Genomic DNA, 12,493 nt, shown 5'->3' with positions numbered 1-12,493 from the left:
CAGCGATGCCGGGCTTTTTTATGAATCAACAGCACCGGTTCGGAGCGTTTTCTAAACCTCTTTCTTCGTCGCCACGACGCGCAGCGACAATTCGCGAAGCTGCTGCGGGCTGGCTTCCGACGGCGCGTTCATCAACAGGTCGTAGGCCTGCTGGTTCATCGGGAACATGGTCACTTCGCGCAGGTTCCTGGCGCCGACCAGAAGCATGACGACACGGTCGATGCCGGCCGCCATGCCGCCATGCGGCGGCGCGCCATACTGGAAAGCACGGTAAAGGCCACCGAAGCGTTCCTCGACCGTTGCGCGGTCCAGCCCGACGGTTTCGAACGCCTTGACCATGGTTTCGGGCAGATGGTTGCGGATGCCGCCGGAGGCGATCTCGAAGCCATTGCAGACCATGTCGTACTGGAACGCCTTGATGCCGAGCAGATCCTCGCCGTTAAGCGCATCGATGCCACCTTGCGGCATCGAGAAAGGATTGTGCGCGAAATCGATCTTCTTCTCGTCCTCGTTCCATTCGAAGAACGGGAAGTCGACGATCCAGCACAATTCGAAGCGGTCGCGGTCGACAAGATTGAGCTCCTCGCCGGCGCGGGTGCGCGCCGCTCCCGCGAAGGAGACGAATTTCTTCGGATCGCCGGCGACGAAGAAGGCGGCATCGCCATCGGCAAGGCCGAGTTGTTGTCGGATCGCGTCGGTGCGCTCCTCGCCGATGTTCTTGGCCAGCGGCCCGGCGCCTTCAAGCTTCTCGCCCTCCTTGCGCCAGAAGATGTAGCCGAGGCCGGGCTGGCCCTCGCCTTGCGCCCATGAGTTCATGCGGTCGCAGAAGGCGCGAGACCCGCCGGTCTTGGCCGGAATGGCCCAGACCTCGGCCTTCGGATCGTTGGCAAGGATGTTGGCAAATACCTTGAAGCCAGAGTCGCGAAAATGATCCGAGACGGCCTGCATCTCGATCGGGTTGCGCAGGTCCGGCTTGTCGGTGCCGTATTTGCGCATGGCGACATCATAGGCGATGCGCGGAAACTTCTCCGTCACCGGCTTGCCGGCGGCAAAGGTCTCGAACACCCCCCGCATCACCGGCTCCATGGTGCTGAACACATCCTCCTGCTCGACGAAGCTCATCTCCACGTCGAGCTGGTAGAATTCACCCGGCAGACGGTCGGCGCGCGGGTCCTCGTCGCGGAAGCAGGGCGCAATCTGGAAGTAGCGGTCGAAGCCGGACACCATGATCAGCTGCTTATATATCTGCGGTGCCTGCGGCAGCGCATAGAAAGTGCCGGGGTGGATGCGCGACGGCACCAGAAAGTCGCGCGCCCCTTCCGGCGACGAGGCGGTCAGGATCGGCGTCGAGAATTCCGTGAAGCCGACCTCGCCCATCAGCTTGCGCATCTCGGCGATGATTTTCGTCCGCGCGACGATATTCTTGTGCAGCGTGTCGCGGCGCAGGTCGAGGAAGCGGTATTTGAGGCGGATGTCCTCTGGATAATCCGGCTCGCCGAAGACCGGCAGCGGCAATTCCTTGGCCGCCGACAGCACCTCGATCTCGCGGGCGAAAATCTCGATCTCGCCGGTCGGCAAATTAGGGTTCACGGTGTCGGCGAGGCGCGCCTTGACCTCGCCGTCGACGCGGACGACCCATTCGCCGCGCAAGGTCTCGGCAATCTTGAAGGCCGGCGAATCCGGATCGGCGACGATCTGCGTCAGGCCGTAATGGTCGCGCAAATCGATGAACAGCAGGCCGCCATGGTCGCGCACGCGATGCACCCAACCCGACAGGCGTACGGTCGAGCCGACGTCGGCCTTCCTCAACTGGGCACAGGTATGGCTGCGGTAACGATGCATTGTCATTGCTGAAGTCCGGATGTTGGTTGCTGTGCCGAAGCGTGAGAGCCCGGCTCGAAAATTTGCGCGAAAAGCACATGGGAGGGTGCATTTGTCAAGGCAAGCCGCGGCTGGGTCGAGTTCGCGTTCTTCCCGCCCTATCCCACCGGCATCAATTTATGCTCGAGGCGTCAATCTGAGTTCGCTGCTCGGTGCCGGCAGTTCAACTATGCACTCACCCCTTCACCCCGCCCGCCGTGAGGCCGGAGATGATCTTGCGCTGGAAGATCAGGACAAGGATGACGAGCGGCACGGTGACGATCACCGATGCGGCCATGATGTTGCCCCACGGGATCTCGAATTGAGAGCTGCCGGAGAGCAGGGCGATGGCGACCGGCACGGTTCGCTGCTCGTTGCTGGAGGTAAACGTCAGGGCAAACAGGAACTCGTTCCAAGCACCGATGAAGGCGAGTAGCCCGGTGGTCGCCAGCGCCGGCCACATCAGCGGCAGGAAGACGCGGCTGATGATGATCCAGGGCGTGGCGCCATCGAGGATCGCCGCTTCCTCCACCTCGATCGGCAGGTCACGAACGAAGGCGGTGAGCACCCAGACGGTGAACGGCAAGGTGAAGATCATGTAGGACAAGATCAGCGCGAACGGCGAATTGTAGAGGCCGAAGGTGCGGATCAGCTCGAAAAGACCGGCAAGCACCGCCAATTGCGGGAACATCGAAACGGACAGGATAGTGAGGAGCAGAGCCGAGCGGCCGCGGAAGCGGATGCGCGCCAGCGCATAGGCGGCGGTGACGCCGAGGAACAGCGAAATGACAACAACCGCGCTCGAGATGAACAGCGAGTTCACGAGATTGCGCAGGAAGGTCCCCTCGGTGAATACGGTCCTGTAGTTGCTGAAGGTAATCGTCTTCGGCCAATAGTCGACCTGGAAGAGCGCCGTTCCCGATTTCAGGCTGGTGATGGTGGCATAGTAGAACGGGAACACCGCGACGACGACGATAACGGCGACGAGGAGGTAGAAAGCCGTGCGCTTGACGATCCACATGGTCAGTAGTCCCACATGATCAATAGTCCTTGTCCAGTCTTATCCGGCCGAGCCAAAGAACGAGCATGGTCAGCAGAGCGAGGATAAGGAAGAGCAGCGTCGAGGCGGCGGAACCGTAGGCAAACTTGTCGAACTCAAACAGGCTCTCGCGGGCAAACACCGACATCGACTTGGTATGTATGTTGTTTGGCGTAAGCACGTAGATCAGATCGAAGATGCGCAGGGCGTCGAGACCGCGAAAGATCATGGCCACCATCAACGCCGGTCGGATGAGCGGCAAGGTGATCTTCCAGAAAATTCTCCACGCGCCGACGCCGTCGAGCTTGGCGACCTCGTAGATTTCTTGCGGAAGCATCTGGAGGCCGGCGAGAATGAGAAGCGCCATGAAAGGGGTCGCTTTCCAGATGTCGACAACGAGGACGGCGACCATCGCCGTGTCGGCGCTGGCCGTCCAGGCGATTTTTGTGCTGATCAGGCCGAGCTTGAGCAGGACGTCGTTGATGATGCCGAACTGGTCGTTGAGCATCCACAGCCACATTTTCGCCGAGACGATCGTCGGGATCGCCCAAGGAATGAGGATCGCCGCGCGCACGATGCCGCGGCCGCGAAACTTGGCGTTGAGCACCAGCGCGACGATCATGCCGAGCACCGTCTCGCAGGTCACCGAAATCACCGCGAAGCGCACCGTGTTCCAGACGGCGCGCCACCAGACCGGATCGGCGAGCAGCCCGTCATAGATGACGCGGCCGCTCGGCATGTGCACGACGGAGAAATAGTTGGCGAAGCCAACCCAGCGGCGGGCTTCGAGGTCGGCGAGCGAGGCATCGGTGAAGCCGAAATAGATCGTGCGCATCAACGGCCAACCGGCAACGGCGGCGAGCACGATGAGCATCGGAGCAAGCAGCAGCCATGCCGAGCGCACACGCTGACGCGCCAGCAGCGAGCCTGAGCGCGGCGAGGTCACCAGGCGGTGCCCTTGAGCCTGGTCAAGGAGAACTCCAGATCGGCAAGGTTGTCGGCGGCCGTGCCCTCGCCGGACATGGTGTTGTGGACGGCGGTCCAGAACTCGCTCGATGCCTCATTGTACCTGGTCTTGGCCTGGGCCGAGGGACGCGGCACCGCGTTGAGGACGACTTCCTTCCAGCGCGGAATCACCGGCTGGGCGCTGGCGATCTCGGCATCGTCATAGAGTGCCTGGATGGTCGGCAGATATGCCCCCTTCAAGGCGCGGTACTTCTGCATCTGAGGCGAGGCGATCCATTTGACCAGCTCGATCGCTGCATCCGGGTTCTTCGAATATTTGGAAACCGCGAGATTCCAGCCGCCAAGCGTTGCTGCCGGGCGCGCGCCCTCACCCGACCCCGGCGGCAGCGTGGTCACCTTGAACTTGCCTTTGATGGGGGAGCTTTCGCTGTTGCCAAGCGCGTAGGCGTAGGGCCAGTTGCGCATGAAGACGGCGTTGCCGGTCTGCCAGACTCCGCGCGACTCTTCTTCCTGGTAGGCCAGAACGCCGGGCGGCGAGATGGTTCCCACCCAGCTCCTCGCCATTTCCAGCGCCGCAGCTGCTTGCGGATTGTTGATGGAGATCGTACCGTCCGGCTCGATAATCTGGCCGCCGCCGTTCGACTTCACCCATTCGAGTGCATCGCAGGTCAGCCCCTCATAGGCGTTGCCCTGGAAAACGAAACCCCACATGTCCTTGTTGCCGGCCGCGCGCTCCTTGTCCATGACAAGCTTGGCGGTATCGGCAAGTTCAGCCCAGCTGGCCGGGACCCTGGCGCCGTATTTGTCGAGGAGATCCTTGCGGTAGTAGAGCGCCGGAGCGTCGGTGAATATCGGCAAGGCGACGAGCTTGCCGTCCACGGTCTGCGATTTGATGATCGATGGGAAATGGGCGCCAACGACATCCTTGGTCGCTTCGGTCAGGTCGATGAACTGCCTTGCAAGCTGGGGGGCCCAGATGATGTCCGTTTGATAGACGTCGACGTCGCTGCTTCCGGCGGCAAGCCAGAGCCGGTATTGGCCAAACTGGTCCGTCGCCGAGGGAGGCAGCGGAACGACGCTAACCTTGTTGCCGGTCTTCTTCTCGTATTGATCGAGGATCTCGCGAAGGATTCTCTGGCCGTTGCCGGTATCTCCGGACACCATGGCGAGGTCGACAGCCCGCGCCGGCCCGGCCGCCAGAACTGCGGCCACGGCAAATGCCGCAAATGCGGAATGAAATTTCATGATGGCGGACCTCCCTTTGGAGCTTCAGGCCGGGCAGCAGAAACGACGTCGATGCCTGACACCGTCTCCGCACACCGGCGGCTCACAAGACGCGTATTCGCCCACCAGCACTGAACTACAAAGATACGCCTTGGTTCCCAACACGGAGGGTCCGGCGCCACGCGGTAGCGCAAGTTCCCCCTCGGTAATGCACCTAAAGCGTGTCGCGTTCGATCGGCCTCATGCGACGCGCTTTAGGTTCTTGTTTTTATGCATGTCGTTATCGCAAAACCGCTGCACACTTTTGCGCGACATGCATTAAGGCCCCCGGCTGGCCCCAACGCCACCGGGAATTGCCGCTGGCATTGGCGAAGGCGATAGTTCAAGAAGGATCAACGACAGGCTTTCCTTCATGTCCTCCATCCGCCCGCTGATCCCCCTCCTGATCGCCGCCGGCATCCTGCTCGGCGGCAACGGCCTGCAGAGCACGTTGATTGCGCTGCGTGGTGCGCAGGAAGGTTTTCCCGCTTCCTCGATCGGCCTGATGGGCACGTTCTATTTCGCCGGCTTCCTGCTCGGCTGCCTTGCCGTGACCCGCATCATGAAGTCCGTCGGCCATGTGCGCGCCTTTTCGGCACTCGCGGCGATCGCCTCGGCGGGAACGCTGCTTCTGGTGCTGGTCATCGATCCGGTGATGTGGTGCGCCGTGCGCTTTGCCGGCGGGTTCTGCTTTGCCGGCCTGTTCACCATCATGGAAGCCTGGCTGAATTCCGGCGTCACCAACACCGACCGGGCGCGGGTGCTTGCCATCTACCGGATGGTCGACATCGGCTCGGTGACGGGCGCCCAGTTCCTGATCCCGATCTTTGGCGCCGGCGGCTTTGCCATCTTCGCCATCATGTCGATGATGATCACCGTTTCGCTGGTGCCGGTTTCGCTCGGCGACCGCTCCAATCCGACGCCGCCGGAAGACGTCAAGCTCGATTTGGCGCGCGTCTGGCGGATCTCGCCGCTCGGCTGCTTCGGCTGTATCGCCGTCGGCGTCACAAACAGCGCCTTCCGCACCCTGTCGCCGGTCTATGCCGAGCAAATCGGCATGTCGGTCGCCGACGTCGTCACCTTCGTCAGCGTCGGTATTTTCGGCGGCGCCATCATCCAATACCCGCTTGGCTATCTCTCCGACCGCTGGGACCGGCGCTCGGTGCTGCTGATGACGACGTGCTGTGCGATGGTGGCGGCACTGGCGCTGGCATTCGTGGCAGGCGGCAGCCCGTTTCTCAACTTCCTGCTCGTCTTCATCTTCGGCTGCTTCGCCATGCCGCTCTATTCGTTGTCAGCGGCGCATTCCAACGACCGCGCCGACAAGGGCGAGTTCGTGCTGATCAACGCTGCCTTGATGCTGTTTTATTCCTTCGGCGCCATCGGCGGGCCGTTCGCAGCCTCGACGGTGATGCAATTTTTCGGGCCGAGCGCGCTGTTCGTGTTCAGCGCCACCGTCTATGCAATCTTCGTGGCCGTCATCCTTTACCGGATGCAGGCGCGCTCCGCCGTGCCGGCCACCCATCGCAGCCGTTTTACGGCGCTGTTGCGCACTTCGACGGTTTTTGCCCGGCTGGCGAAGCGGAATGCCGATCCCGATGAACCCGCAAAGCCTGGATAGAGGTGCTGGTGCTTGACGAAAGGGCGCGCGGCTGAAATTGAAAGAGACCCTATCCCTTGCCAAAAGCGATTTGATGCACGTCATCACCACCCAGAAAGAACTCGAGACCGCTATTGCCGCTTTCGAAAAGGCGGAATTCGTCACCGTCGATACCGAATTCATTCGCGAAACGACCTTCTGGCCGATCCTGTGCCTGATCCAGATGGCAGCGCCCGGGGTGACCGCGCTGATCGATCCGCTGTCGCCCGACATCGACCTGAAACCGTTCTTCAGGCTGATGGCCAACGAGGCGATCGTCAAAGTCTTCCATGCGGCGCGCCAGGACATCGAAATCATCGTGCATCTCGGCGATCTGGTGCCGCATCCGGTGTTCGACACCCAGGTCGCGGCAATGGTCTGCGGCTTCGGCGACAGCGTCTCCTACGACCAGCTGGTGCAGCGCATCACCGGAGCGCGGCTCGACAAGTCCTCGCGCTTCACCGACTGGCGCCACCGTCCGCTGTCCGAAAAGCAGCTCGACTACGCGCTCGCCGACGTCACCCACCTGATCGAGGTCTACAAGCATCTCAGCGCCGAGTTGGTGCGGGAAAACCGCGCCCACTGGCTGAACGAGGAGATGGACGTGCTGACCTCGCGCGAGACCTATGATCCGCATCCCGAGGATGCCTGGAAGCGGCTCAAGATGCGGCTGCGCAAGCCGCAGGAACTGGCGATCGTGCAGGCGGTGGCCGCCTGGCGCGAACGCGAAGCGCGCGAGCGCGACGTGCCGCGCGGCCGGGTGCTCAAGGACGATGCGATCTACGAAGTGGCGCAGCAGGCGCCGCGCGACGCTGCGGCGCTGAGCAAGCTGCGTACCACGCCGAAGGGCTGGGAGCGCTCGTCGACGGCGACGGCACTGCTTGGCGCGGTAAACGGCGCCCTTGCCCTGCCCAGGGAAGAGATGCCGAAGCTGCCGAAGAGCTTCCAGCCGCCGGAGGGGTCGAGCGCCGCGGCGGAGTTGCTGAAGGTGCTGCTGCGGATCGTTGCCGAAAAGGAGGGCGTCGCATCCAAGGTACTCGCCTCCAGTGACGACATCGACCGCATCGCTGCCGAGGGCGAGGAAGCCGACGTGCCGGCATTGCAAGGCTGGCGGCGCGCCGTCTTCGGCGAGGCCGCGCTCAAGCTGGTGCGCGGTGAACTCGCCATCAGGTTCGACAAGCGCAAGATCGCTGTGTTCGATTTGTAGCCTTGAGCTTGCTCAGACCAAGCCGAGCAGATGCAGCGCTAGCCATATCCAGCCAAGTGCAAGAACTACCGCGCCCAGGTAGAATGCCCTGCTGCGCAGGATTAGCCGATTGCTGGTCAAGTGGACCGACGCGTGAAGATAGCGGGAGACGACAAAGATCCACATCAGAGCCAAGGTCAGATAATTGACGCCATTGGTCACGTGCAGCGTCAAGCACAAGACGTAGAAAAGCACCTGCAGTTCGAACTGGTTGCTCAGATTGTCGGTGACGGTGATACTGGACCCAGGCTCCGTCGAGCGCGTCTTGAACTGGCCGGTCTTGGCTTCGCCCGACCTGACCGCACCATAGCGGCGCCGGCCCATTACGATATAGACGATATAGACCAGCAGCACCTGCGCCAGCATCGGCCAGAAGATCGCGGTCTGGTTCAAGACGCCCCCCTGTCGTTGTCACCCAGCCTTCAAGGCCGTTTCTGAGCCATCAGAGTGAAAGCCGCAATGACAGTCACTGGTATCGCCAGTAGGGCGAATTTGGTGACGATCAGCGCCGAGGCGAAGGATAGTGAATCCGGATTGGCCGACAGAAAATCGGACAAAAGACGAGCCACGGCGATATTCTGAGCATAGTCGGTAAGCAGGTAGGGCAGCACCAGCACAACCGCGAATATCGACTGGGTTTGCGCAGGCAGTGCACGGAAATTCTTCAGCCGCCGGCCCGTGGCCAGGATCAGGCTGACCATCGTCAGCGATAGCAGCGCCGGAAAAAGCAGGTCGAAGGTCAGGTAATGCCAGACGAGAATAATTTCGCTGCCGCGCCGGCCGAGGGCTGTTAGCCAGGCCATGCCCTCATCCGGGGTGAAACCGGTATAGCGCATGTCGAGCGACGGCAGACCGCCGCTCAATCGGCGAAAATAGAGGAACTCCATCGCCGTCATGATGATGAAAACCGCCACGGTGGCGGTACAGAGTGCGGCCGCGTGGCGCGACAGCCGCAGGATCATTGCCGCCAGATTGCGCCAAAGCGCATGGCGATCAGGCTCCGCCAGGATAATTCGGGCTTTCGCGGGTAATCGTGACGTCATGGGCGTGGCTTTCACGAAGTCCGGCATTGGATATCCGCACAAAAGTGGCGCGCTCGCGGAAATCGGCAAGGTCGCGGCCACCGACATAACCCATAGCGGCTTTCAGGCCGCCTGCAAGCTGGTGCAGCACGCCAGACACAGGTCCTTTGTACGGCACCTGCCCTTCGATGCCTTCCGGGACCAGTTTCAGCGTGTCGCGCACCTCGGCCTGGAAGTAACGATCGGCGGAGCCGCGTGCCATGGCGCCGACCGAGCCCATGCCGCGATAGGCTTTGAAGGAGCGGCCCTGGTGCAGATAGACCTCGCCCGGGCTCTCGTCCGTGCCGGCCAGCAGCGAGCCGATCATCGCAGCACTTGCGCCGGCGGCCAGTGCCTTGGCGAGATCGCCCGAATATTTGATGCCGCCATCGGCGATGACCGAAACGCCGGATTTCTGCGCCGTCTCGACCGCCGACATGATCGCCGAGAGCTGCGGCACGCCGACGCCGGCGACGATGCGGGTGGTGCAGATGGAGCCTGGTCCGATGCCGACCTTGACCGCGTCGGCGCCGGCATCGATTAGCGCCAAGGTGCCTTCCGCGGTGGCGACGTTGCCGGCCAGGATACGAACCGAGTTGGACAGCTTCTTGGCCCGCGTCACCGCATCCAGAACGCGCTGCGAATGACCGTGCGCGGTGTCGATCACCAGAAGGTCGACGCCGGCGTCGATGAGGCGCTCAGCCCGCTCGAAGCCGTCATCGCCGACGCTGGTGGCGGCAGCGGCGCGCAAGCGTCCCTGCGCATCCTTGGTGGCGTGCGGGTTGAGCTGCGACTTCTCGATGTCCTTGACCGTGATCAGCCCGACGCAATTGCCGTCCCGATCGACCACAACAAGCTTCTCGATGCGGTGCTGGTGGAGCAGCCGCTTGGCCTCGTCCTGATCGACGTTCTCCTTGACCGTGATCAGGTTCTCGCGGGTCATCAGCTCATAGACCTTTTGCGCCGGATCGGACGCGAAGCGGACGTCGCGGTTGGTCAGGATGCCGACGAGCCGGCCGACCGTGTGGCCGCCGGTGCCGCCGTTCTCGACCACCGGGATGCCCGAGATGCTGTAGGTGCGCATCAGACCCAGCGCATCGGCAAGCGTCGCCTCGGGACCGATGGTGACGGGGTTGACCACCATGCCGGACTCGAACTTCTTCACCTGCCGTACCTGCTCGGCCTGTTCGGCCGGCGAGAAATTGCGGTGGATGACGCCGATGCCGCCGGCCTGGGCCATGGCGATGGCGAGCCGCGCCTCTGTGACCGTGTCCATGGCGGCCGACAGGATCGGCACGTTGAGGTCGATGTCGCCAGCGATGCGGGTGCGGATGTCGGTCTCGCCGGGCATGACCTCGGAATGACCCGGCTGCAGCAGCACGTCGTCAAAGGTCAGCGCCAATGCGCCGGTGGACGTCTCGATGATTTTTGCCATGGCCAGCCCTCGGAATGCAGGAAAGGCGCTCGCCCTGATGGACAGCGCCGACTCGTCTTCTTCCCTTTCAGGATTGGCGCTGGCTCGTAACACGTCCCGTCGCCGTTGAAAAGCCGATGGTTGTGTAGTGGCGAAGCTGCATTTGCCGCAGGTGATGCAAGACTTGCGGTCGCACAAACGTGACAGCAAATTAATGCGACATTCGGGCCCAGCCATGATAACCGCCCTACCTGTCGGTTTGGCCCCCAAGGCCGGCAAGCAATCGCGACGCACATTTCAAGGCCGGATCCATCGTGAACCGCATCATCCCGCTTATCCTGGCGGTCGCACTTTTCATGGAAAACATGGATTCGACCGTGATAGCGACATCGCTGCCGGCGATTGCCGTCGACATCCACACCAGCCCGATCGCGTTGAAGCTGGCGCTGACCGCCTATCTGGTGTCGCTGGCGATCTTCATTCCGATCAGCGGCTGGATGGCCGACCGCTTCGGCGCCAAGAACGTGTTTCGCGCCGCAATCGCCGTCTTCATCGTCGGTTCGATCGCTTGTGCGTTTTCCAATTCGCTGCCGGCCTTCGTGGTGTCGCGCTTCCTGCAAGGCATTGGCGGCGCCATGATGACGCCTGTGGGACGCCTGGTGCTGGTGCGCGCCACGCCGAAGAGCGAACTCGTCGCCGCGATGTCCTGGCTGACCGTGCCGGCGCTGGTCGGGCCTCTCGTCGGGCCGCCGGTCGGCGGCTTCATCACCACCTATTTCACCTGGCACTGGATCTTCCTGATCAACGTGCCGATCGGCCTGCTGGGCATCTGGCTCGCCACCCGCTTCCTGCCGGAGACGGAATCGATGGAGACGCCGCCGCTTGATTTCATTGGTTTCGTACTGAGCGGGCTGGCCGCCTCCGGCGTCGTCTTCGGCCTGTCGGTCGTCAGCCTGCCCTATCTGCCACCTGCAACCGGCCTCATTACCGTGGCGGTCGGGCTGGTTTCGGGCGCGCTTTATCTCCTGCATGCGCGCCGGGCACAGAATCCGTTGCTGGCGCTGGAACTGTTCCGCAACCAGGTGTTCCGCTCCTCGGTGCTCGGCGGCTCGCTGTTTCGCGTCGGCATCGGCGCGGTGCCGTTTTTGCTCCCGCTGATGTTCCAGATCGGCTTCGGGCTGACGCCGTTCCAGTCCGGCATGATCACCTTCGTCTCGGCGATCGGCGCCATTGGCATGAAGTTCGTCACCGCGCTGATCTTCCGGCTCGCCGGGTTCCGCCGGGTGCTGATTTCGGGCTCGCTGATCGCGGCCGGGTCGATCGCCATCTACGGCCTCTTCACCCCGGAAACGCCCTACGGGCTGATCCTCGCCATGCTGCTCGCCGGGGGCTTCATCCGCTCAATGTTCTTCACCGGCATCAATGCGCTTGCCTACGCCGAGATTTCGGCCGCCGACACCAGCAAGGCCACGCCGATCACGGCGGTGTTCCAGCAGTTGGCGATCGCACTCGGCGTGGCACTGGCCGGCGGCATCCTGGAAGTGTCGACCAATATCCATGGCGGCCCGCTGACGCTGAGCGACTTCCACACCGCCTTCTTCATTGTAGCGGCGGTGTCGGCGGCAGCCTCGCTGTCGTTCATGCGGCTGGCGCCGGAGGCCGGCAATGCCGTGTCTGGACATGGCCGGCTGACGCCGCCGAAGACGCTGGAGCCGGTGAGCCCGTCGGGGAGTTGAGGACCCCTTCCCTTCTCCCCTTGTGGGAGAAGGTGGATAGGCGCGCAGCGCCGAGACGGTTGAGGGGTGTTGGAAGAAATGAGGCGATGATAACTGCAAGCGTGTTGCCAAGCTGGAACACCCCTCATCCGACCTCGCTTCGTGAGGCCACCTTCTCCCACAAGGGTGTTTGGACTGGGGACATCGCGAACAGATGTGCGAGGACATCGCGAACAGTTTTGCATGCTATCGCGCCAGGACATTGAGGTCGATGGTTTCTATTTTCTGAT

10 protein-coding genes are annotated in these 12,493 nt (G+C 62.5%); 3 read left to right on the top strand and 7 right to left on the bottom strand.

All coding sequences use genetic code 11. The features are described 5' to 3' along the window. Positions 1–51: 51 nt before the first annotated feature. From aspS to NKI25_RS21445, 4 genes are all read right to left on the bottom strand, one after another. A complete protein-coding gene (gene aspS / locus NKI25_RS21460) occupies positions 52–1,842 on the bottom strand; it encodes an aspartate--tRNA ligase (RefSeq protein WP_352999352.1) in 1,791 nt (596 codons plus the stop codon). Positions 1,843–2,056: 214 nt separating this feature from the next. Next, complete coding sequence (locus tag NKI25_RS21455; protein ID WP_352590495.1) at positions 2,057–2,881, bottom strand: carbohydrate ABC transporter permease; 825 nt, start codon at positions 2,879–2,881, stop codon at positions 2,057–2,059. A 19-nt stretch (positions 2,882–2,900) separates the two neighbouring features. Continuing rightward, positions 2,901–3,773, bottom strand: a complete 873-nt coding sequence (locus tag NKI25_RS21450; RefSeq protein ID WP_352590748.1) for a carbohydrate ABC transporter permease — start codon at positions 3,771–3,773, stop codon at positions 2,901–2,903. Between the two features lie 68 nt (positions 3,774–3,841). Continuing rightward, positions 3,842–5,110, bottom strand: coding sequence for an ABC transporter substrate-binding protein (locus NKI25_RS21445; RefSeq protein WP_352590492.1), 1,269 nt, complete (start codon positions 5,108–5,110; stop codon positions 3,842–3,844). A gap of 391 nt (positions 5,111–5,501) precedes the next feature. On the opposite strand from NKI25_RS21445, the gene NKI25_RS21440 reads away from it, so the two are divergent. Together NKI25_RS21440 and rnd are read left to right on the top strand one after the other, a co-directional pair. Further along, positions 5,502–6,749: an MFS transporter gene (locus NKI25_RS21440; RefSeq protein WP_023674455.1), complete on the top strand. Its 1,248-nt coding sequence runs from the start codon at positions 5,502–5,504 to the stop codon at positions 6,747–6,749. 73 nt (positions 6,750–6,822) lie between these two features. Beyond that, positions 6,823–7,974: a ribonuclease D gene (rnd, locus tag NKI25_RS21435; RefSeq protein WP_352590489.1), complete on the top strand. Its 1,152-nt coding sequence runs from the start codon at positions 6,823–6,825 to the stop codon at positions 7,972–7,974. A 12-nt stretch (positions 7,975–7,986) separates the two neighbouring features. Here the strand turns inward: rnd and NKI25_RS21430 are convergent, their stop codons facing one another. The 3 genes from NKI25_RS21430 to guaB are packed head-to-tail and all read right to left on the bottom strand — an operon-like array spanning position 7,987 to position 10,509. Then, positions 7,987–8,406 carry an MAPEG family protein gene (locus NKI25_RS21430; protein ID WP_352590486.1) on the bottom strand — a complete coding sequence of 140 codons (420 nt, stop codon included), beginning with the start codon at positions 8,404–8,406 and terminating at the stop codon, positions 7,987–7,989. A gap of 29 nt (positions 8,407–8,435) precedes the next feature. Further along, complete coding sequence (locus NKI25_RS21425; RefSeq protein ID WP_352571507.1) at positions 8,436–8,975, bottom strand: hypothetical protein; 540 nt, start codon at positions 8,973–8,975, stop codon at positions 8,436–8,438. Positions 8,976–9,006: 31 nt separating this feature from the next. Next, the gene (gene guaB, locus NKI25_RS21420) at positions 9,007–10,509 is read right to left on the bottom strand and encodes an IMP dehydrogenase (RefSeq protein WP_352458563.1); all 1,503 of its coding nucleotides are present in this window, start codon (positions 10,507–10,509) and stop codon (positions 9,007–9,009) included. A 293-nt stretch (positions 10,510–10,802) separates the two neighbouring features. Here guaB and NKI25_RS21415 point away from each other — a divergent pair, with 293 nt between their 5' ends. Further along, positions 10,803–12,224 carry an MFS transporter gene (locus tag NKI25_RS21415; protein ID WP_352590483.1) on the top strand — a complete coding sequence of 474 codons (1,422 nt, stop codon included), beginning with the start codon at positions 10,803–10,805 and terminating at the stop codon, positions 12,222–12,224. The last annotated feature ends 269 nt before the right edge of the window (positions 12,225–12,493 follow it).

This window comes from Mesorhizobium sp. M0808 (assembly GCF_040320025.1).
Lineage (GTDB): Bacteria > Pseudomonadota > Alphaproteobacteria > Rhizobiales > Rhizobiaceae > Mesorhizobium.
Note: the sequence above shows the minus strand (reverse complement) of the source record. Positions and strands in the feature narration are given on the sequence as shown.

Bases quoted from the DNA above. Each gene is read 5' to 3' on its own strand.
- NKI25_RS21450 (WP_352590748.1), bottom strand. From the start codon at position 3,773: ATGCTCATCGTGCTCGCCGCCGTTGCCGGTTGGCCGTTGATGCGCACG.
- NKI25_RS21425 (WP_352571507.1), bottom strand. From the start codon at position 8,975: ATGATCCTGCGGCTGTCGCGCCACGCGGCCGCACTCTGTACCGCCACC.
- NKI25_RS21445 (WP_352590492.1), bottom strand. From the start codon at position 5,110: ATGAAATTTCATTCCGCATTTGCGGCATTTGCCGTGGCCGCAGTTCTG.
- NKI25_RS21440 (WP_023674455.1), top strand. From the start codon at position 5,502: ATGTCCTCCATCCGCCCGCTGATCCCCCTCCTGATCGCCGCCGGCATC.
- NKI25_RS21455 (WP_352590495.1), bottom strand. From the start codon at position 2,881: ATGTGGATCGTCAAGCGCACGGCTTTCTACCTCCTCGTCGCCGTTATC.
- aspS (WP_352999352.1), bottom strand. From the start codon at position 1,842: ATGCATCGTTACCGCAGCCATACCTGTGCCCAGTTGAGGAAGGCCGAC.
- rnd (WP_352590489.1), top strand. From the start codon at position 6,823: ATGCACGTCATCACCACCCAGAAAGAACTCGAGACCGCTATTGCCGCT.
- guaB (WP_352458563.1), bottom strand. From the start codon at position 10,509: ATGGCAAAAATCATCGAGACGTCCACCGGCGCATTGGCGCTGACCTTT.